General features: G+C 74.9%; 17 protein-coding genes and 1 pseudogene. 9 read left to right on the top strand and 9 right to left on the bottom strand.

Annotation, left to right across the window (positions count from 1 at the left end; genetic code table 11):
- Positions 1–2 precede the first annotated feature (2 nt).
- Genes ACGFIG_RS02080 through ACGFIG_RS02065 form a run of 4 tightly spaced genes read left to right on the top strand, consistent with a single transcriptional unit; the run spans position 3 to position 2,249 of the window.
- Positions 3–497 (top strand): hypothetical protein, encoded by a 495-nt coding sequence (locus ACGFIG_RS02080; protein ID WP_392998299.1) that lies wholly within the window; start codon positions 3–5, stop codon positions 495–497.
- Positions 490–1,074: a hypothetical protein gene (locus tag ACGFIG_RS02075; protein WP_392998297.1), complete on the top strand. Its 585-nt coding sequence runs from the start codon at positions 490–492 to the stop codon at positions 1,072–1,074. The genes ACGFIG_RS02080 and ACGFIG_RS02075 overlap by 8 nt, the downstream gene beginning before the upstream one ends.
- On the top strand, positions 1,074–1,697 hold the full coding sequence (locus tag ACGFIG_RS02070) for a hypothetical protein (RefSeq protein WP_392998295.1): 624 nt from the start codon (positions 1,074–1,076) through the stop codon (positions 1,695–1,697). Before ACGFIG_RS02075 ends, ACGFIG_RS02070 begins: the two co-directional genes overlap by 1 nt.
- Before the next feature lie 36 nt (positions 1,698–1,733).
- Positions 1,734–2,249: an SUKH-4 family immunity protein gene (locus tag ACGFIG_RS02065; protein WP_392998293.1), complete on the top strand. Its 516-nt coding sequence runs from the start codon at positions 1,734–1,736 to the stop codon at positions 2,247–2,249.
- Positions 2,250–2,333: 84 nt separating this feature from the next.
- On the opposite strand, the gene ACGFIG_RS02060 is transcribed toward ACGFIG_RS02065, so the two are convergent.
- The 6 genes from ACGFIG_RS02060 to ACGFIG_RS02035 all read right to left on the bottom strand — a co-directional run bounded on the left by ACGFIG_RS02060 (position 2,334) and on the right by ACGFIG_RS02035 (position 10,484).
- Entirely contained in the window at positions 2,334–3,224 is an 891-nt protein-coding gene (locus tag ACGFIG_RS02060; protein ID WP_392998291.1) for a prenyltransferase/squalene oxidase repeat-containing protein, read from the bottom strand.
- Positions 3,225–3,252: 28 nt separating this feature from the next.
- A complete protein-coding gene (gene moeZ / locus ACGFIG_RS02055; protein WP_392998289.1) occupies positions 3,253–4,434 on the bottom strand; it encodes an adenylyltransferase/sulfurtransferase MoeZ in 1,182 nt (393 codons plus the stop codon).
- 110 nt (positions 4,435–4,544) lie between these two features.
- A complete protein-coding gene (locus ACGFIG_RS02050; RefSeq protein WP_392998287.1) occupies positions 4,545–5,270 on the bottom strand; it encodes a DUF3152 domain-containing protein in 726 nt (241 codons plus the stop codon).
- A 197-nt stretch (positions 5,271–5,467) separates the two neighbouring features.
- Entirely contained in the window at positions 5,468–6,475 is a 1,008-nt protein-coding gene (locus ACGFIG_RS02045; RefSeq protein WP_392998285.1) for a DUF3152 domain-containing protein, read from the bottom strand.
- A gap of 5 nt (positions 6,476–6,480) precedes the next feature.
- Positions 6,481–7,455 (bottom strand): alpha/beta fold hydrolase, encoded by a 975-nt coding sequence (locus ACGFIG_RS02040; RefSeq protein ID WP_392998283.1) that lies wholly within the window; start codon positions 7,453–7,455, stop codon positions 6,481–6,483.
- Positions 7,456–7,478: 23 nt separating this feature from the next.
- Positions 7,479–10,484: a hypothetical protein gene (locus tag ACGFIG_RS02035; RefSeq protein WP_392998281.1), complete on the bottom strand. Its 3,006-nt coding sequence runs from the start codon at positions 10,482–10,484 to the stop codon at positions 7,479–7,481.
- Between the two features lie 145 nt (positions 10,485–10,629).
- On the opposite strand from ACGFIG_RS02035, the gene ACGFIG_RS02030 reads away from it, so the two are divergent.
- Both ACGFIG_RS02030 and ACGFIG_RS02025 read left to right on the top strand, forming a co-directional pair.
- Positions 10,630–11,268, top strand: a complete 639-nt coding sequence (locus tag ACGFIG_RS02030; protein ID WP_392998279.1) for a TetR/AcrR family transcriptional regulator — start codon at positions 10,630–10,632, stop codon at positions 11,266–11,268.
- A gap of 65 nt (positions 11,269–11,333) precedes the next feature.
- Complete coding sequence (locus tag ACGFIG_RS02025) at positions 11,334–11,561, top strand: DUF3107 domain-containing protein (RefSeq protein WP_088960194.1); 228 nt, start codon at positions 11,334–11,336, stop codon at positions 11,559–11,561.
- A gap of 60 nt (positions 11,562–11,621) precedes the next feature.
- Here the strand turns inward: ACGFIG_RS02025 and ACGFIG_RS02020 are convergent, their stop codons facing one another.
- Positions 11,622–12,299, bottom strand: coding sequence for a ferritin-like fold-containing protein (locus ACGFIG_RS02020; RefSeq protein WP_392998277.1), 678 nt, complete (start codon positions 12,297–12,299; stop codon positions 11,622–11,624).
- Between the two features lie 315 nt (positions 12,300–12,614).
- Between ACGFIG_RS02020 and ACGFIG_RS02015 the strand changes: the two genes are divergently transcribed.
- The 3 genes and pseudogenes from ACGFIG_RS02015 to ACGFIG_RS02005 all read left to right on the top strand — a co-directional run bounded on the left by ACGFIG_RS02015 (position 12,615) and on the right by ACGFIG_RS02005 (position 16,277).
- Positions 12,615–14,285 (top strand): DEAD/DEAH box helicase, encoded by a 1,671-nt coding sequence (locus ACGFIG_RS02015; protein WP_392998275.1) that lies wholly within the window; start codon positions 12,615–12,617, stop codon positions 14,283–14,285.
- A gap of 183 nt (positions 14,286–14,468) precedes the next feature.
- A pseudogene (locus ACGFIG_RS02010) lies at positions 14,469–15,623 on the top strand (class I SAM-dependent methyltransferase); the annotation flags it as partial.
- Positions 15,624–15,860: 237 nt separating this feature from the next.
- Positions 15,861–16,277, top strand: coding sequence for a helix-turn-helix domain-containing protein (locus ACGFIG_RS02005; protein ID WP_091627481.1), 417 nt, complete (start codon positions 15,861–15,863; stop codon positions 16,275–16,277).
- Positions 16,278–16,354: 77 nt separating this feature from the next.
- On the opposite strand, the gene ACGFIG_RS02000 is transcribed toward ACGFIG_RS02005, so the two are convergent.
- On the bottom strand, positions 16,355–17,359 hold the full coding sequence (locus tag ACGFIG_RS02000; protein WP_392998273.1) for a hypothetical protein: 1,005 nt from the start codon (positions 17,357–17,359) through the stop codon (positions 16,355–16,357).
- Positions 17,360–17,735: 376 nt separating this feature from the next.
- Positions 17,736–19,892, bottom strand: coding sequence for a DEAD/DEAH box helicase (locus tag ACGFIG_RS01995; protein WP_392998271.1), 2,157 nt, complete (start codon positions 19,890–19,892; stop codon positions 17,736–17,738).
- Positions 19,893–19,925: the final 33 nt, after the last annotated feature.

Here is a 19,925-nt window from a genome sequence, read left to right as displayed (position 1 = left end):
CGGTGGGCCTGACGCTTCCGGGTGAACTCGCCTCCCTGCTCTCGATGCTCGGCTACGACTGGCCGCAGTCCGACGAGACGGCGATCTTCCAGCTCGCCGGGGAGTGGACCGGCATGGCCGGCCAGATCTCCGGCTCGGTCGCGCAGTTGGAGTCGGCGGCCCGCACGGTGCTCGACAACAACCGGGGCGAGAGCATCACCGCCTTCGCCGGCGAGTGGAACGACGGCGAGTCGGCGGCACGCAACATCGCCGACGTCGCCCGCCCGGCGACCGTCATCGGCGTCGGGCTGATGGTCGCGGCGGGCGTGGTACTGGCCCTGAAGATCCAGGTGATCATCCAGCTGATCCTGCTGGCGATCCAGATCGCGCAGGCGATCATGACGGCGGCGGTCACCTTCGGGGCGTCCCTGCTCCAGATCCCGATCTTCAAGATGATCACCGGGCTGATCATCGACCAGCTCATCGGCATGGCCGTGGACACGGTGCTCAATGCCTAAGCGGCGGACGGCCCCGCCGAGGCAGACCCAGGCCAAGGGCGCCAAGATCGTCTCGGCCTACCTGGAGAACGCGGACGTCTTCCGGACCGCCAAGGGGGGCAAGCCCAAGGAGCCCGCCGTCCTGGTGCTGCGCAACCGGCCCGACTTCGTCAAGAAGGACTTCGACCGCAAGGCGAGGGACCTGGAGCGGCTCGGCCAGGAGGGCAAGCTGGTCAAGACCAAGCCGAAACGCACCCAGGTGGAGCACAAGGACCCGCAGAAGCCGGGCACCCGGAAGCTGACCACCGTCTACCGTGACCGCGTCATCCGGCGGCTGAACAAGGGCCAGAACTACGTGAGCAACAAGGAGCTGGTCAAGAGCCTCTACCGGGGCAAGAACCCCAAGAAGCACCCGGTGACCGGCCCTGGCGTGACGGTCGACCCCGACCACGTGCACGAGCTGCAACTGGGCGGCGCGGATTCGTACGATAACCTCCGGTTGATGGATGCTTGGACCAACCGCGAGATCGGCCGGGAGATCGGCCTGGCGCTCAAGGACGTGCCCGAGGGGACTCCGGTCATAGTGAAGGTGATCTAGTGACGGATGACGCGACGGCGGCCAGGCTCGACCGGATCCGCACCAGGTTCGCGCGGCTCAAGGAGTTGGAGGCGGAGCACGGATTCGGCGTCGTCCTCGCCGACGGGGTGCCGCTGGAGCCCTTCCCCGGCGTACCCGAGGGCGCGTTCGAGGTCTTCCGCATCATCGGCAGGATCGAGGGCAGCCACTTCCGGTTCGCGCAGCCGCCCGAGATCGGCAGCCCCGCCGCCCTCGAAGCCCAGCCGGACAACCCGCACGATCCGCTCGGCCCCGCCGTGTCGATCGGCTGCGAGCTGCACAGCGTTCCGCCGCAACTGCGCGACGAGATCGACGGCGGCGAGGGCGTCTCGCTCGACCTGGAAGAGGGCGATGTCTATCACATCGACCCGGACGACTACGTCTTCCTCTACGAGCACCCGGACGAGGAGGTCGACATCCACGTCTTCGCCCCCGACATCGTCACGTTCTTCGACGAGTACGTGCTGGGCGACAAGTACCCCGAGCTGGTCGACACGATCCTCGGGCCCGGCGTCCGGGAGCAGCGGGTACGCAAGGGCCGGTTCCAGGGGCAGTACGCGGACACCTGGCTACGCCTGCTGGCGACCGCGGGCATCGTCGCCTGACACCTACCGTCACGCCGAGAATGCGAAGGACCAACGATGGCCGCTGACCCCCGTTTCCGCTCACTGTGGAGCGAGGACGAGCTCATCCCGTACCCCCGGGAGGCCTGGCTGGAGGGGGGATTCGACCCCGACCAGTTGCCCGCCGGCGACGAGATCCCGCTCGACGTGGCGGTCGTCTACACCGCGTTCCTCGAAGGTGACATCGAGCTGTTCGACACGATCCAGCTGAGCACCGAGGACGGCTCGCTGGACGTCCGGCTGATCGTGGTGGGCGCGGTCGCCGACAACCCGGACCTGCTCTACGTGCTCGACCCGAAGACGGGCGAGATCCTCCAGTTCGACCTGGAGCAGCAGGACATCCAGGCCGTCAACAGCAACTTCCGCACCTTCGTCGAGTGCCTCTACCAGTTCGCGCTCTTCGTCGAGGCCGACGAGGGCAAGCCGGGCCGGGCCGAGCGGGCGGAGACGCTGCGTACCGTCCTGGAGAGCATCGACCGTGCCGCGTTCGCCCCCGACGCCTGGTGGCCGCTGGTCATCAGCCAACTGAAGTAGGGACGCCCGCAGACCGGCTGATCGCGGCGTCCCGACGGACCCCGCGACTCGGGGACCGGCGGACCGCGCCCGGGCGGTGGAGCCTCAGCGGCAGGCCCGGATCACGCTCAGCGTGGTGTGCACGTCGAACGGGCGCCCGTCGTCGCTCTCCCAGCCGCCGTCGCTGCGCTGGGTCTCGGCCAGCCGCCGCCGGGCCCGCCCGAGCAGCCAGTCCTGCCCGTCCATGCCGACCCGGCGCAGCGTCGCGGCCAGCCAGGCCACGTCGCCCGGGGACAGCTCCGGCACCCGCTCGGCCAGGATCACCTGGATCCGCGCCGCCTCGTGGAACATCTCCTGCCGGTGCAGGACCGCCGCGCTGAGCCAGCCGGCGGGCAGGAAGGACGGCCACCCGCCGTCCGGGCGCAGCCGGGCGACGAGCGACTGCGCGGCGGCCTGCACGACGCCCGCGTACGCGCCGCCGACCCGGTGGTCGAGCGGACCGGCGGCCCGCGCGTCCAGGCCGGCGACGGTCAGCCAGAACCCGGCGTTCGCCGTCAGGTGGAACCCCGCCTCGGGGTCGCCCGGTCGGGCCCACTCGGGAGCGATGTCGGCCAGCGCCGGGTCCTCGTCCCAGCCGCCGTCGGGCAACTGCCGCGCGGCCAGCCAGTCCAGCGCCCGGCGGGCGGCCGGACGGCCGAGCGCACCGAGATCGTCCAGCTCGGACAGTCGGAAGCAGGTGGCGTCCACGGAGGAGATCTTTCCGTCCAGTGTCGCCGGCCAGCCGCCGTCGGGCGTCTGGCCGGCCTCCGCGTCGTCGAGCAGCTCGGGGGGTGGTGACGCGCCGGTGCGCAGCCGGGACAGCCGGGCGCGGTCCACCGCGTCGCCGTGTGCCACGACGAACCCGACCGCCGCATCGATGTCGACCACGGCAGCAACGCTACCTGCGCAAACGTGATCCCGCCTCGGCGAATCGGCCGAGGTCGCGGGGCCCGTCACTCCCCCGCGACCTCGGCCGACGGCACGGTCAGTACGCGGGCAGCGACGGGTCGATCTGCTTGATCCAGGAGAGCACGCCGCCCTGCACGTGCACGGCGTCGCGGAAGCCGGCCGCCTTGAGCGCGGCGAGCGCCTCGGCCGAGCGGACCCCGGACTTGCAGTGCAGCACGATCTGCCGGTCCTGCGGCAGCTTGGCGAGCGCCTCGCCCGAGATGATCTCGCCCTTGGGGATCAGCGTCGCGCCGGGGATCCGGACGATCTCGTACTCGGCCGGCTCGCGGACGTCGACGAGGAAGATGTCCTTGCCCGCGTCCTGCCACTCCTTCAGCTCCAGCGCGGTGATGGTCGCGTCGACCACCGCCTCCTGGGCCTCCACCGACACCGCGCCGCAGAAATCCTCGTAGTCCTCCAGCAGGTCGGTGACCGTGGGGTTCTCGCCGCAGAGCACGCAGTTCGGGTCCTTGCGCACCTTGATCTTGCGGTAGCTCATCTCCAGGGCGTCGTAGACCATCAGCCGGCCGACGAGCGGCTCGCCGATGCCGGCGAGCAGCTTGATCGCCTCGTTGACCTGGATCGAACCGATCGACGCGCAGAGCACGCCGAGCACGCCGCCCTCGGCGCAGGAGGGGACCATGCCGGGCGGCGGGGGCTCCGGGTAGAGGCACCGGTAGCAGGGGCCGTGCTCGGCCCAGAACACCGACGCCTGGCCGTCGAAGCGGTAGATCGAGCCCCAGACGTACGGCTTGCCGAGCAGCACCGCCGCGTCGTTGACCATGTAGCGGGTGGCGAAGTTGTCGGTGCCGTCGACGATCAGGTCGTAGCGGGAGAAGATGTCCCGTACGTTCTCCCGGTCCAGCGCGGTGTTGTGGATCTCCACCTGGACCAGCGGGTTGATCTCCCGGATCGAGGCCGCGGCCGACTCGGCCTTGGAGCGGCCGACGTCGGAGACGCCGTGGATGATCTGGCGCTGGAGGTTCGACTCGTCGACGGTGTCGAAGTCGATGATGCCGAGCGTGCCGACCCCGGCGGCGGCGAGGTACATCAGCGCCGGTGAGCCGAGGCCGCCGGCGCCGACACAGAGCACCCGGGCGTTCTTCAGCCGCTTCTGCCCCTCCACCCCCACGTCGGGGATGATCAGGTGGCGCGAGTAGCGGCGGATCTCGTCAACGGTCAGCTCGGCGGCGGGCTCGACGAGCGGGGGCAACGACACGGTGGACTCCCCGGGATCGGCTGTGGGCGAACCGGGCCATTGTCGCTCGCACCAGGGCCGATCGGCCATGAGGAGTGACACGTCGCCCGAACTGCGGGAAGGGGAATAACTCAGAAGCCCGCGACGGGCTCGCCGTCGTACCGGGAGCCGTCGACGTACGGCCACGCGTTGGCGGCGCAGCCATCCAGGCCGTACGTCTGCTGCTGCATCACCGGCGCCGGCTCGCCGGGGCCCGGGCAGGCCTGGTGTTCCTCGCCCAGTTCGTGACCCACCTCATGGTTGACCACGTAGGCGCGGTAGACCGCCAGCGGCGCCCCGTAGTCGGGCACCGCCTCCAGCCAGCGGGCCAGGTTGACGATCACCTGCCCGGGGAGCCGGCAGGAGGTGTAGCCCTCGGTGCTGAGCCCGCCCTCGGCGCACATCCGCTCGGAGGTGTCCGGGGTGGCGAGGTAGACCGTGAAGTCGGCGTCGTCCGCCTCCGCCACCCGCCGCAGCCGCAGTTCCTCGGAGGCGATCCAGCTGCGGGGGTCGCCCAGCACCTCGTCGACGGTGGCGGCGAAGGCGGCGACGTCCTGGCCGGTGCCCTCCTCGACGGCCACCCGGTAGTGCCGGAGCGGCCCGCCGGTCCCCAGCAGCGGGGAGTCGCCGGCAGCGGTGGTGAAGTCGCCCGTGCCCGTGTGGGGGTAGGTGGGAGTGGGCTGCCGCTCGCCCGCGCCCGCCGCGTACGACGTCCGGCGCCCGTCGTCGGTGCCCGGCACGGGTTCGGGGCCGCCGGCCTTGGCCAGCGTCACGGCGACGGTGGCCGCGACCAGCAGGAGTACGCCGAGCCCGACCACGCGCCGGTCCCGCAGCGGAGCCGGCGGTCGCCACCGCCGGGGTGACGGGCGGCGGGCGGGGCCAGGCGGGGTCGCAAGGGGACGACGACGTCATGGATCAAGAATCTCATGCCAATCGGGCATTACGCCGCGAAAAACGCGAATAAGACTCGCCCCCCGCCCCTTCTCCGGCCGGGCCCGACCTCCGGCCCAGGCGGTCAGAGCCGCGGGCCCGCGTACCGCCGACCATCGACGTACGGCCAGGGGTTGGCCACGCAGCCCTTCAGGAAGAGCGTCTGCTGCATCATCACCGGCGCCACCCGGCCCTGGCCGGGGCAGCGCTCGTGCCGGTGCCCCAACTGGTGCCCGACCTCGTGGTTCACCACGTAGGTCCGGTAGACCGAGAGCGGCACCTTCGCGCTGACGAAGTGCGGCACCGAGAGCCGCCAGCGGTCCAGGTTGATGATCACCTTGCCGGGTGCCCGGCACGACGTGTAGGGCTTACCGCCCACCCGGATGTTCACCCCACCGGCGGCACACATGCGGCCCGCCGTCCTGGCCGTGGCGAGGTAGACCGTGAAGTCGTGCCGGGAGGCGGCGCCGACCTGCTGCAACCGCAACCCGCCGTCGATCCAGCTGCCCGGCCCGGCGAGCGCCCGCTCGACGGCGGCGGCGAACTCACCCGCGTCCTCGCCGGCGCCCGACTCCACCGCGACCCGGTAACGGCGCAGCGTGCCCGCGTCGCCCAGCACCGGACCCGTCCGGTCGTCGTAGCCGAAGCTGCCCCGGCCCGCGGACGGCACCGGCCCGGGCAACCGGAGCACCGCCGGCGGAAGCAGGGCGGCCGAGGGCGTCTCGGCGGGCGACGGCGTCCCGGCGGCCAGGGGCGTCGCGAGGGGCGCGGGCGTCCCGGCGGAGGACGGCGTCCCGGCGGCCAGGGGCGTGGCGGCGGAGGACGGCGGCGAGACGGCCTCCGGCGCGGAAGCCAACTTCTCGGCGGTGAGCGCCGCCGCCTCGATGTTCGCGCGTCGGTCGGCGATCACCGCCACCGCCGCCGCGCCGGTCAGGCCCAGCGCGACGAGCTTGAGGAGCCACCGCCGTCGCGCCGGACGGTGCCGCACACCGGGCAGGTCTCCGCCGCTGTCCGAGGCGGGCGAACGGGCCGGGGCGCCAGGGCCCTCGGCGGGCGCCGGGCGGGCCGGGTCGGGGGGACGGGCAGGGGACATCCCGGTCAGCCTGCCATGTCGGACCGCTCGGCGGTGTCCCCCGTTTCGGTGAGCAGGCCCAGCACGGCCCGCGCCACCAGGCGCGGCACCTCCAGTTGCGCCACGTGGCCGACGCCGTCGAGCATCAGCAGCCGGCTGTCCGGGACGACGCGGGCCGTCTGCGGGGCCACCCGTACGTCCACCAGCCGGTCGGCCCGCCCGCCCACGACCAGGGTGGGCGCCGCGACCGTCGCGGCGAGCCGCCACAGCGACCCCGACCCCGGCAGGTACGACCGCAGGAAGCTGGAGACCAGCCCCCGGAACGTCCGGACGTACGCGGCGGCGTGGTGCGGGGCCTCGTGCCGCAGCCGGATCTCCTCCAACGCCTCCTGCCGGCGCTGGTCGCAGATCCGGTCGAGGTCGGCGACGCACGCCTGCATCACCTGCTCGGCCATCACCTCGGGCGCCACCTGGGCCAGCCGCCAGGCGGCCAGGCGCTCGCCCCGGGGGATCGCCAGCAGCGGCAGCATCCGGCCCTGCAACGACCGCCGGAAGTCCAGGAACGGCAGCGCCGGCGAGATCAGGGTCAGGCTCCGGACCAGATCCGGCCGTACCCCCGCCACCTGCACCGAGACCGCCCCACCCAGCGAGTTGCCGAACAGGTGCACCGGCCCCCGCCCGGAGTGCTCGATCCAGCGGATCACCCGCTCCGCGAAGGCCGGGACGGTGTACCGGCGACCCGGCTCACTGCGGCCGAACCCGGGCAGGTCGATGGCCTGCCCGTCGAGGTGGTCGGCGAGCAGGTACGCCAGGTCCGTCCAGTTCTGCGACGAGCCGCCGAGCCCGTGCACGTAGAGCGCCGGCTGCGCGCCGGGCGCGGTGGCTGGCGTGTCCCGGACGTACGTCACCGTGCCGTCGAGGCGTACCTCGCGCCCCGGCCAGGGCGGCGGCACGGAGTGCGCGGGGAGGAGGTGGTCCGGCCGGAGGGTGGCGCGCTTCATGGCTCCAGTCTGCCCGAGGCCGCTCAGGCCAGCAGCGCCTCGATCCGGCGGTTGACGGCGGCCAGGGTGGCCCGGACGATCGCCTGCCGGGGGTCACCGGCGACCAGCGCGGAGCCGACGAGTTGCTCGACCCAGCCGTCACAGACCAGCAGCACCACGACCGTGGCCACGTCGCAGTTGCCGAAGGGCACCACGGCGGCGTGCTCGACGAAGCAGCGCCCCCGGTCGGGGCCGGCGTCGGCGACGCGCTCGCCGCCGCGCAGCAGCTCGTCCACCGCCGCCGCGGCGGCCACCGCGCAGAGCCGCAGCACGTAACCGTCGACGGCCGGCCCGGTCGAGTAGCCGGCGGCGCTCTCCGCGCCGGCGAGCAGGCGTACCTCCACCGTGGCGTCCAGCCCGAAGGTGCTCACCTGGACGTGGTCGATCACCACCCGGGGGCCCGCCGCGCCGCCGGTGTCCAGCGGCCGGGACGGCGCGCTCTCCGTCGTCGTCACCTGCCCACCGGAGTACGACGTGCCGACGGTCGCCGAGGCACCGGTGGAGGCACCGGCCGGCGCGGCGGAGACCGAGCCGGGCTCCTCCACCGTGGCCCGGCCCCGGTGCGGGGCGGCGGGCTGCCGGCGTCGGCGCGGGGTCTCGGGCGTCGCCTCGGGGCGGTCCGGCGCGGCTTCCGACGGGCCGCCGGCCAGCCTGCCGCCGGGCACCCTGGACTCGGCGGCGGGGGGCTCGGCGGCGCGCGGTGCGGAACCCGGCGACCTGAGGTCGGCGCCGCGCGACTCCGCCGACCGGCGGCGCACCGGCGGAGGGGGCGCGGCCGGCATGCCGGGCAGGTTCTGCGGCGCGGCGGCCAGCCCCATCCGGTCCTGGAGCAGACGGGCGACCTGCCGGCTCACCTCGGCCGGGTCCGCCCCGTCGGCCAGGTCGAGCCGCAGGCTGTGCGCGCCGGCCGGGGTGCGGCGCAACGCCGCGTCGCGGACGCCGGCGACACCGCGGACGGCGTCGAGGATGGCGTTGACGTCGAAGCCCTCCGGGCGCTCCCGCAGCGGCGCGGGCTCGTCGTCGCGACGCAGGTGGGTGGCGATGCGGGCGAGTTCGGGGGTCTCGGCGGGTGGCTCCACGGCTGGCGGCTCCGGCACGACGGGCACGTCCGGCTCGGCCGGGACGCGCTGCGGCAGGACCGCCGACGCGGGGTCCGGCGCCTGGCCGGCGGATGACGGGGCCGCCGGCGCCGGCTCGGGGGCGGATCGGCGGGCCGCGTAGGGGGGAGCGCTCGTCGGGGCGGGCGCGGAGGGGTCACGGTCACGCCGCCCGAACCCGTGGGGGGCCGACCCGGTGCCGGGGGTGGTCTGCGGGGCGGCCGGAGGACCCGATGCCGGCTCCGAGTTCTCGGGCCGGAGCCGGAACGGCCGGGTGGCCCGGTCCGGGGTCTCCTCGGCGCGGGGCGCGGCCTCCGGGGCGTACGCGAGCGGGGGTGCACCGGCCGGCGCGGGGACCGCTCCGCCCGCCGCCCAGGCAGGCCGCTCGGTCGGAGCCGACGGTGCCGCCTCGGGTGCTGTGGGACGGTCGACGGGTGTCGACGGTCGCTCGTACGACGGCGGGGGCACCGGTGCGCCCTGGGCGTCGTAGGGGCGGCCGGGCTCGCGGGGCGGGTCGTAGGGCCGGCCGGGCTCGGCGCGCGGCGGCTCGTACGGTCGGTGCGGCTCACCGGCCCAGGCCGGCTGCTGTTCCTCGCGGGACCGGCGACCGGCGGGCTCGGGCTCCTCCCGCGACCGGCGACCGGCGGGCTCGGGCTCCTCCCGCGACCGGCGACCGACGGCCTCGGCCTCGGCCTCCTCGCGGGACCGGTGGCCGGCCGGCTCGGATTCCTCCCGCGACCAGGGCGGCGCCCACGCGGCACCCCAGCTCGGGCGGTTCCAGTTCGGGCCGCTCCAGTCCGGTTCGGCCGACGGCGGCCACTCGGCGGCCGAACGGCGGGGGCCGCCCGGCGCCGGATCGGCCGGTTGTTCCCGGTCGACGCCGGCGACCTGCTCCGCGCGGGGTGCCGGCTCGTCGCCCCGGTCCGCAGCCGGTCCCGGGTCCGCGCCGAAGCCCCGCCCGGCCCCCCGGTGCCCGGCGGCACGCGGCGCGCGGTCCTGGCCGAACTCGCCCACCGCGCTGTCCGCGCCGGCGGCGGGGTCGGGTCCCCGGTCCTCGCGGTAGGCGCGGTCCGCACCCAGCGCGCGATCGACGCCGGCCACCCGGTCGCCGGCGGTAACCCGGTCGCCCGCGTCGGCGGGACGGTCCGCGGTGGTCCGGTCGGTGGCCGGCGGCTCCGGCGGGAAGCGGTCGCTCCAGCCGTGCGCCGTGCCGGCGCCCGGCGGGGGTTCCTCGGCGGCGGCCCGGTCGACCGCCGGCGCGTGGAAGCCGGGCGGCACCTCGAAGCCGCTGGCGGCGGTGCCCACGGGCGGAACCTGGACCGTCGGGGGTGCCGACGTCGGCACGCCGGAATCCGACCAGCGGGGCTGGCGGCCGGTCGACGGGTTGTCGGCGGAGCGCCGGACCGAACCGGACTCCGGCTCGGCGAACCCGTGCTGCGGCGGCTGCTCGGCCGTCGACGCCGGCCGCTGCGCCGGCACCACCAGCCGGTCGTTGCCCGGGTCGCGGCGTTGCTCGCCGAGGGCGCCGGGTGGGGCGCTCACCGGGGACTGGCGGTGGAGCGGCGCGTCGTCCCGCGACGACGGCCCGGCCGCCGTGCCGTGGTCGACACCGTTGGTGCGGTGGCCGTTGACCCGGGCCGGCGGCTCGACCCCGCCGGGCAGCGGTGGCGGCAGGTCGCCGTGTCGCGGCGACGAGGCGGCCCAGCCGGGCGCCGGTTCGGGCGGCCCCCACGACGAGGCCTGCTCGCGGGGGTCGGAGATCTCCCCGCCCCGCGGCCAACCGGCCGCCTGGGGCGCCCACCCGCCGCCGGGACGGGCCAGGTCGTCCTGCGGACCCGTTCCGTCGCCGTGCTCTCCCGGGGTGGCGGCACCGGGTTGCCCTGTTTCACTCACCGCGCGCTCCTTGGTCGCCCCCGCTGAGGCTACCGTGTGGTGACAGTGGCGATAGGTTACGGCGGCGGGCCAATTCCGCGACGGGTCCCGGGCCCCGACCGGTTCGGGTGAAATGCCGGCTCGTACGAAGAACTCGGAGGTTCCCATGACCGCTGTGGGGAACGGTGCCCAGACCGCCGGCCGGCCCACCCGCCTGCCCCGTTCCGCGCGCCGCAAGCAGCTGCTCGCCGCCGCCCAGGAGGTGTTCGTCGCCCAGGGCTACCACGCGGCCGCGATGGACGACATCGCCGAGCGGGCGGGCGTCTCCAAGCCGGTGCTCTACCAGCACTTCCCCGGCAAGATGGAGCTCTATCTCGCCCTGCTCGACACGCACTGCGACGCGATCCTCGCGAAGGTCGACGACGCCATGCGCGGCACCAACGACAACAAGGAGCGGGTCAGCGCGTCGGTGCGCGCGTACTTCGACTTCGTCGACCACGAGAGCGAGGCGTTCCGCCTCGTCTTCGAGTCGGACCTGCGCAACGACCCGGCGGTGCGCCAGCGCGTCGCGCGGGTGGAGCAGGGCTGCATCGCGGCGATCACCGACACCATCATCTCCGACACGGGGATCGGCCGGGCGCACGCCGAGCTGCTCGCCTCCGGCCTGGTCGGCGCGGCCGAGACCGCCGCGCAGTTCTGGCTGGCCGGCGGCCGGCAGCTGCCCAAGGCCGAGGCGGAGGCACTCGTCGCGGCGCTCTCCTGGCGGGGCATCGCCAGCTTCCCGCTGCAAGGCGAGTCAGCCTGAACATCCGGCCCCGAGATCGGATAGCCTTCCCATCGGCGGCTCTTTCGCCCGAATGAGGAGGCACAGTGGAGGTCAAGATCGGCGTGCAGTACGCGCCCCGCGAGCTGGTCCTGGAGAGCGCGCAGTCGCCGGCCGAGATCGAGCAGATCGTGACCGACGCCTTCGGCAAGGACGAGGGCACCCTCTCCCTGACCGACGAGAAGGGCCGGCGGGTGATCGTGCCGGTCAACAAGGTCGCCTACGTCGAGATCGCCGAGGCGTCGCCGCGCGCGGTCGGGTTCACCGTCCGCTGACTGGTCCGGTCGGCCGCGACGGGTGACGGACGATCGCCCGTCGCGGACCGCCGGTCGCGGTCAGTTGTTCAGCCCGGCGGCGGCCATCCGCGCGGAGTGCGCCACGGTCAGCCGCTGGAACAGCCCCTCCACGTCCACCCGCCCGCTGCGCGCGACGAGCCCGGTGAGGGCCCCCCGCTCGGCGGCGGCCACCCGGCCGGCCTGTGACAGCGCCTCGCCGACCAGCCGCCGCGCCCACATCGAGAGCCGGCCGGCCACTCTCGGATCGGCCTCGACGGCGGCCCGGATCTCGGCGACGGCGAACGCGGCGTACGACGAGTCGTGCAGCACGTCGAGGACGAGCTGACGGTCCGGTTCGGCCAGGGCCACGGCGATCTCCCGGAGGAAGTCGTCGGTGATGGCGTCACCCACGTACGCCTTCGTCACCGCCTCCGCCCAGTCCCGCGGCTCCGTCGAGTCGTGGTACGCCTGGAGCGGCCCGACGTACGGCGCCATGGCGTCGTCGGGCAGTACGCCGAGCGCGGCGAGCCGGTCGGCCACCCGCCGGTAGTTGCCGATCTCGGCGGCGGCCATCCCGCTCAACGCCGCCCGGCGGCGCAGATCGGGGGCGAGCCGGGCGTCGGCGGCCATCCGCTCGAAGGCGAGCAGCTCACCGAGGGCCACCAGGCCGAGCAGGTCGACCACGGCATGGTCGGGCAGGTCGACGGCGGCGTGGTCGGACGGATCGGTCGCGGGCACGAGCGCAGGTTACCGCTCATCGACAAACGCGTCAGAAGTGACGCAGATCACAGCTACCGGCCCCGGCGTGGCGCGTGCGCACGGAATCAGGACGTGCCCGGGTCGGTTCAGGTAGCATGGAGCAGTTGCCGTGGGCGCCGACCTGGCCAGTTCGATCCGAGCGATCAGCCGACCCGGTCGAAGTGTGAGGCCCGCGGCGCGCGTGCGGCCCGGTCCGGCTCGGCAGTCTGCCGCCGACCGTGTGGCCCGCGCCACACCGACCGCGCCCTGAGGACATGACGGGGCGCACCCACGAGAGGGCACCCCCAAATCCATATGAGCGAGCTGACTCAAGACCTCATGGACGGCCAGGAACTGGCCGCCACCGCTCCGGTGCGCCCGGAAGCGCCCACCTTCGCCGAGCTGGGCGCGCGTCAGGAGACCGTCGACGCGCTGGCCGCCGCCGGCATCACCCGCGCCTTCGCCATCCAGGAGTACGCGCTCCCGATCGCGATGCGCGGCACCGACCTGATCGGCCAGGCGCCCACCGGCACCGGCAAGACCCTCGGTTTCGGCGTACCGCTGCTGGAGCGGGTCTTCGCGCCGGGCGAGGGCAGCGACGGCGTGCCGCAGGCGCTGGTCGTCGTACCCACCCGTGAGCTGGGCATCCAGGTGGCCAAGGACCTCGACGCCGCGGGCCGGACCCGGGGCGTGCGCGTGCTGCCGATCTACGGCGGTGTGGCGTACGAGCCGCAGATCGACGCGCTGCGCAAGGGCGTCGAGATCCTGGTCGGCACGCCCGGCCGCCTGCTGGACCTGGCCAAGCAGAAGCACCTGCGCCTGGACCGGGTGCACGCGCTGGTCCTCGACGAGGCCGACCGGATGCTCGACCTGGGCTTCCTCGACGACGTCGAGCGGATCCTCGCGATGCTGCCGGAGGACCGGCAGACCATGCTCTTCTCGGCGACCATGCCGGACCCGATCGTCACCCTCTCCCGGCGCTTCCTGCGCCACCCGGTGACGATCCACGCCGGACACACCGCCGAGACCGGCCCGTCGCCGCAGACCGAGCAGCTGGCCTACCGCACCCACTCGATGAACAAGATCGAGATCGTGGCCCGAATCCTCCAGGCCGAGGGGCGCGGGCTGACCATGATCTTCACCCGTACCAAGCGGGCCGCCGACCGGGTCGCCGAGGACCTCGACTTCCGGGGCTTCGCGGTCGCCGCCGTGCACGGTGACCTCGGCCAGGGCGCGCGGGAGCGGGCGCTGCGGGCGTTCCGGGCCGGCAAGATCGACACTCTGGTCGCCACCGACGTGGCCGCCCGGGGCATCGACGTCAGCGGCGTCACCCACGTCATCAACTACGACTGCCCCGAGGACCAGGACACCTACACCCACCGGATCGGTCGTACCGGCCGGGCCGGGGCGACGGGCGTCGCGGTGACCTTCGTCGACTGGGACGACATGCCCCGCTGGCGGATCATCGACAAGACGCTGGGCCTGGACATGCCGGAGCCCCTGGAGACGTACCACACGTCCCCGCACCTCTACACCGACCTGCACATCCCCACCGACGTCAGCGGCACCCTGCCGACCGCCGAGCGCACCCGCGCGGGGCTGTCCGCCGAGGTCGAGGAGGACCTCGGCGGCGGGCGCTCCCGTCGGGGCGAGGGTGGCCGGGGCTCCCGGCGCGGTGAGCGCGGCGAGAGCCGTGGGCGCGGCGACCGCCGCTCGGGCCGCGCCACCGGCGCGACCGACGCCCCGGCCGACGCCCCGGCCGACGCCACGGAGGAGGGCCCGCGTGTCCCGCGTCGCCGCCGGCGTCGCCGCGCCGGCGAGACCGTCTCGGGCGAGCCGACCACGGTGATCACGAGTGAGGCCACCGCCGCTCCGGCCACCGACGCCCCGGCCGCCGCCGAGGGCGAGGCGTCCAAGCCCCGTCGCCGCCGGCGCCGTCGTGGTGGCTCCACCGCCGGTACGCCGGCCGAGGCGACCGCCGACTGACCGACAAACGTCACCCGAGATCCCCCGGACCGGTGCACCCGGTGCGGGGGATCTCCTCGTCGGGGCCGCTCCCGGACGAACCCGGCACGTCGAGGAGACGGAGCGGGTGCTCCGGGGCGCGCCCGGCGCACCGCCCGTCGGGCCGCGTGCCCGGGGCCGCCCGTCGACCAGGAAGATGGAGCAATGCCCGAACCGCTGGACGCCGCCCTGACCGAGGTCCGGGCGTTGCTGCTCGACCCGGCGCTCACCCGTGCGGTGGCCGCCGGACGCCGACGTGGACACCGCCCCTCGGTGGTACGCGCCGAACTGCGGCCGGTCGCGCTCAAGGCCGGCCCCCGGTTGCAGATCTCCACCTCCGACGGCTCCCGCCCGTACACCCGTAACGTCGCCCCCGGACCGGAGGCGGACGCGGCCGTGGACGCGCTGCTGGCCGAACCGTTCGGCAACTGGCACGTGGAGACGGCCGACGCCACGATCCAACTGCGGGTCACCAAGTCCGGCGAGGCGCAGGTGCACCGGGCCGCCGCGACCCGGCCGGTCGCCGAGCCGGACGGGCACGACCGGGCGAAGGAGTACCTGCTCGACCCCGGGGACCCGATCTTCGCCGAGATCGGCGGTTCGGCCGCGAAGCGGCGCCAGGTGGACGCGTTCCTGCGGGCCCTGGCGGCCACCCTGCCGGACGACCTGACCGGCCCGCTGCGGGTGGTCGACCTGGGCTGCGGCAACGCGTACCTGACCTTCGCCGCCTATCGCTACCTCGCCCGGCGCGGGCTCGACGTCGAGCTGGTCGGCGTCGACGTGCGGGAGGACCAGCGGCGGCGCAACACCGAGCTGGCCGAGCGGCTGGGCTGGGCGGACCGGGTCGGCTTCGTGGCCGGCACGATCGCCGACGCGGTCGTCGAGCCGGCTCCCGACCTGGTGCTGGCGCTGCACGCCTGCGACACCGCCACGGACGAGGCGCTGGCCCGGGCGGTGCGCTGGGGGGCCCGCTGGGTGCTCGCCGCGCCCTGCTGCCACCACGACGTCGCGGCCCAGCTGCGAGCCGCGCCGGCCCCGGCCCCGGCCCCGTACGAGCTGCTGACCCGGCAGGGCATCCTCCGCGAGCGCTTCGCGGACGTCCTCACCGACGCGTTGCGGGCCGGGCTGCTCCGGCTGCACGGCTACCGGGCGGAGGTGGTGGAGTTCGTCGACTCCCGGCACACCCCGCGCAACCTGCTCATCCGGGCCCGCCGCACCGGCGCCGCCCCGACCGTGGCCCAGCGGGCGGAGTACCGGGCACTGGTCGACCAGTGGGCGGTCGCCCCACGGCTGGAGGCACTCCTGCCACCGGCGCCCGCGCCGGACGCCGGCCCGATGCCGAAGCCGGACTCGGTGCCGGTGCCGGTGCCGGAACCGGACGCCGGACCGGCGCCGAAGCCCGACTCGGGGCCGGTGCCGGGCGAGGTGGCGGCGGCTCACTAGGGCACCCGGTCCCGTCGACGGGACGGTCTGGTGGATCAGTCAATCTTTTCCTTAGCTTTCCGTACTACCCTCGGAGTCGCACCGCCGGTGCCGGTCGGAGGGAAGACCCGCAGGATGGGTTCCGTAGAGGTTTCGCCGCAGATGGCCTTCGCACGTTTCGTGCGGCGTGCCATCGACGACGCCCGCGAGGAACGCGGCTGGACCGTCACCGATCTGGCGTCCCACACCGGCGTCGGTCGGTCGACCGTCTTCCGTTGGCTCGCCGGGGACTGGCAGGACTACCCGGAGTTGGCGAAGGTGCGCGGTTTCTGCGCCGCGCTGGATCTGCCGGTCGCGGCCGCGTTCCGCGCGCTCGGCCTGCCCGACGCCGGTCCCGCGCCACGCCGGCGCGTCGACGACGGCCCGGTCGAGGCGGACGTCCGGGTGATCCTGCAACGGCTGGCCGACCCCACCGTGCCGGCCGAGGAGAAGCACCACATCCGCGACCTGCTGCGCTACCTGGCCCGCCGCCCGATCCGCCGCGCCGGCTGAGCATCCCACCCGCGTCGGGTTGGGCGTGTCCCGCCGTGGCTTGGTATTCGCCCGGACAAAAACGGTGCCCGGCCGGGTCAGGGGACGGTGAGCGTGAACTCGGCGGTCCGCACCACGCCGGCGACCTGGAAGTCCAGGTAGAGCCGGTACCGGCCCGGGTCGGGCGCGGTCACCCAGAACGTCACCGCGCCGTCGACCGGTTGCGGCTCGGGGTGGACGTGCAGGTAGCCGAGATCCCCCTCGCGCAGGGCGACCAGGTGCCCGTACGCGCCGAGGTAGCGCTCCAGCGTCGCCCGCCCGCCGGCCGAGTCGACACGGAAGGTGAACGGCACGGTCACGCCGGCCTGCGGGGTTCCCTGGTAGCTGACCGTGAACCCGTCGACCGTGGCCGAGGTCGCCGGCGCCGGCAGCGGCTTCGGCTGGTAGCCGCCCGGCGCGGCCAGGTCGACCCCGAGGGTCACGGGGGTCTGCCGGCCGTCGTCGGCGAGCGCCGTGAAGTCCGCGTACGCCCGCCACACGCCGGGCTGCGGCAGGGTCAGCGGCACGGACCAGGTGCCGTCGGCCGCCATCGTCGGGTGCAGGTGCTGGTAGCCGGTCAGGTCGCGCCGCACCACGATCAGGTGCATCGGCTTGTCGTGCACGATCGCGAACCGGGTCACCGGGCGGCGTTGCGCGTCCCGTACCTGGAAGCGCAGCTCGCCGTCACGGCCGGCGGTGAACGCGGCGGCCACGGGGGTCAGCGTGTAGCCCGCCGAGCTGACCGAGAGGCCGCCGGCCTGCGCCGCCGCGGCCTGGTCTGCGCCGTGCTCGTGGGCGCCCGTTCCGGGCGCGTGGCTGTGCCCGGTCAGGGCGCTGTCGGCTCCCGCCGCCACAGACGGGCCGCCGCTGTCCAGCCGGCCGAGGCCGAAGCCGAGCAGGACGGCGAGCACCAACCCGCCGACCACCAGCGCCAGCCGGACCGTGCTCCCGTCCGGCACGGCCGAGACCTGCTCCGGTGCGCCGGCGACACCCTCGGGCAGGGCCGACCCGTGCTCCGAAGCCGGCGGCACCTGCTCCGGTGCGGCCGGTCCCTGCTCGGACACCGGCGGCACCTGCTCCGGTGCGGCCGGGACCCGCTCGGGCGGCCCCTGTTCCGGTCCCGGCGGCACGTGTCCGGTGGCGGCCGGCGCCTGGTCAGGCACCGCCGCCGTCCCGCTCACGGCCGGCCAGCTCATCGGTCATGTCACCCACGCTACCGCCCCTCCGGACGGCGCCGGCCCGCCGGTGGTGCGGCGTGGCGCCGCTCGCAGTCGCGCCCCGCCGGGAACTTTCCGGGCGCTGGCGGCCCTGGCCCGGCGGGCTCCGGCAGACCGCTCCCGCCGGCGGGCTGGCCCACGCCCCCACTGGCCGGGCAGGACCGCCGACCATGCCAGGAGTCTTCCGCAGCAGCCCGGTCCCCGGGGTGGCCCGGCAGGTGGCTCAGCCGGCCACGGCCAGCGCGAGGGGGAGCATGTCGGGGGCGCCGGCCCGGCGCAGCTCCCGGGCGGCCATCGTCATCGTCCAGCCCGAGTCGACCAGGTCGTCGACGAGGAGCACCGGCCCGTCGAGCCCGGCGAGGGCGTCGGCCAGCTCGTCCGGCACGGTGAGGGCGCCGTGCAGGGCGCGTACCCGCTGGGCGCTGTTGCCGCGCGCGCCGCCGGCCGGCGCGCCGGTCGGCGTCACCGCACCGAGCAGCGGCAGCCGACCCACGGCGGCGATCCGCTCGGCGAGCGAGCCGACCAGCCGGGGCCGGCGGCGCGAGCCGACCGCGACCACCCCGACCGGGCGGCGCGGCCACCGCTCGTCGCCGTGCGCCCACGCCTTGAGCACCTCGACCACGGCGGCGGCCACGTCGTCGGGGACGGCCACGTCCGCCGCCTCCGGCCCGACCAGGTCGCGCAGCCGCCCGCCCCACCCCAGGTCGGACAGCCGCCCCACCGCGCGCCCCGGCAGCGCCTGCTCCGCCGGGGCGATGCGTCCCTTCAGCGGTACGCCCACCGCCTCCAGCCCGGTCGGCCAGAGCTTCTTCGGCGCGATCTCCACCCCGGGCCGGCCGAGGAAGGTCTGCGCGGCGGTCAGCGCGACGTCCGACACGTCGGCGGTGAACAGCGGGCCGGCGCAGCGGTCGCACCGGCCGCAGTCGGCGGCCCCGGCGTCGTCCAGGCACTCGCGCAGGTAGCGCAGCCGGCAGTCGGGCGTCCTCGCGTACTCCCGCATGGCCTGCTGCTCGGCGGTGCGCGCCTCGGCGACGCGGCGCAACCGGGCCTCGTCGTAGACCCAGGGCTCGCCGGTGGCGAGCCAGCCGCCGCGCACCCGGCGGACCGCGCCGTCGACGTCGAGCACCTTGAGCATCAGCTCCAGCCGGGCCCGGCGCAGGTCGACGATCGGTTCGAGGGCCTGGGTGGAGAGCGGGCGGTCGGTGTGCAGGGCGACCAGCACCGCGCGGACCTGCTCCTCTGGCGGGAAGGCGAGCGAGGCGAAGTAGCGCCAGATGGCGGCGTCCTCGGTGCCGGGCAGCAGCAGCACCTCGGCGTGCGCGACGGCGCGCCCGGCGCGGCCGACCTGCTGGTAGTACGCGATCGGGGACGGCGGCGCGCCGAGGTGCACGACGAAGCCGAGGTCCGGCTTGTCGAAGCCCATGCCCAGCGCGCTGGTGGCGACCAGCGCCTTGATCTTGTTGTCCAGCAGGTCCTGCTCGGCGGCCCGCCGGTCGGCGTCCTCGGCCTGGCCGGTGTAGGAGGCGACGGCGTAGCCCCGGGAGCGCAGGAACTCGGCGGTCTCCCCGGCGGCGGCGACCGTGAGCGTGTAGACGATGCCCGAGCCGGGCAGCCGGTCCAGGTGGTCGGCGAGCCAGCCCAGCCGGTGCGCCGGGCTCGGCAGCTCGACCACGCCGAGGCGCAGCGACTCGCGGTCGAGGCTGCCGCGCAGCACGAGGGCGTCGCCGAGCTGCTCCGCCACGTCGGCGGTGACCCGGGCGTTGGCGGTGGCCGTGGTGGCGAGCACCGGGGTGCGCTCAGGCAGGTTGCCGAGGAACGTACGCAGCCGGCGGTAGTCCGGCCGGAAGTCGTGCCCCCAGTCGGAGACGCAGTGCGCCTCGTCGACGACGAGCAGGCCGGTGGTGGCGGCCAGCTTCGGCAACACGGTGTCCCGGAAGTCCGGGTTGTTGAGCCGCTCCGGGCTGATCAGCAGCACGTCCACGGCACCGGCGTGGATCTCGGCGGTGATCTCGTCCCACTCGTCGAGGTTGGCGGAGTTGATGGTGCGGGCCCGGATGCCGGCGCGGGCCGCCGACTCGACCTGGTTGCGCATCAGCGCCAGCAGCGGCGAGACGATCACGGTCGGGCCGGCCACGCCGTCAGGCCCATGCGGCAACGCGGAGGCCGCGCCCTCGTCGCGCTCGCGCAGCAGGGCGGTGGCCACGAAGTAGACGGCCGACTTGCCCCAACCGGTGCGCTGCACGCAAAGCACCCGACGGCGGTCGACCACCAGCGCCTCGATCGCCCGCCACTGGTCCTCCCGGAGCCGGGCGTGCTCGCCGGCCAACCGCCGCAGCACAGCCTCGGCCCGCTCCCGTACCGCCGTCCGATCCTGGCTCATCCGGCATTTCTACCAGCTACGCCGGACACCACC

It is taken from the genome of Micromonospora sp. NPDC049048, assembly GCF_043197615.1.
Taxonomy (GTDB): Bacteria; Actinomycetota; Actinomycetes; order Mycobacteriales; family Micromonosporaceae; genus Micromonospora.
Note: the sequence above shows the minus strand (reverse complement) of the source record. Positions and strands in the feature narration are given on the sequence as shown.

What these genes read in the sequence shown, in the direction of transcription:
- ACGFIG_RS02075 (WP_392998297.1), top strand. Translation starts at nt 490, where the DNA reads ATGCCTAAGCGGCGGACGGCCCCGCCGAGGCAGACCCAGGCCAAGGGC.
- ACGFIG_RS02065 (WP_392998293.1), top strand. Translation starts at nt 1,734, where the DNA reads ATGGCCGCTGACCCCCGTTTCCGCTCACTGTGGAGCGAGGACGAGCTC.
- ACGFIG_RS02045 (WP_392998285.1), bottom strand. Translation starts at nt 6,475, where the DNA reads ATGTCCCCTGCCCGTCCCCCCGACCCGGCCCGCCCGGCGCCCGCCGAG.
- ACGFIG_RS02040 (WP_392998283.1), bottom strand. Translation starts at nt 7,455, where the DNA reads ATGAAGCGCGCCACCCTCCGGCCGGACCACCTCCTCCCCGCGCACTCC.
- ACGFIG_RS02030 (WP_392998279.1), top strand. Translation starts at nt 10,630, where the DNA reads ATGACCGCTGTGGGGAACGGTGCCCAGACCGCCGGCCGGCCCACCCGC.
- ACGFIG_RS02015 (WP_392998275.1), top strand. Translation starts at nt 12,615, where the DNA reads ATGAGCGAGCTGACTCAAGACCTCATGGACGGCCAGGAACTGGCCGCC.
- ACGFIG_RS02005 (WP_091627481.1), top strand. Translation starts at nt 15,861, where the DNA reads ATGGGTTCCGTAGAGGTTTCGCCGCAGATGGCCTTCGCACGTTTCGTG.
- ACGFIG_RS01995 (WP_392998271.1), bottom strand. Translation starts at nt 19,892, where the DNA reads ATGAGCCAGGATCGGACGGCGGTACGGGAGCGGGCCGAGGCTGTGCTG.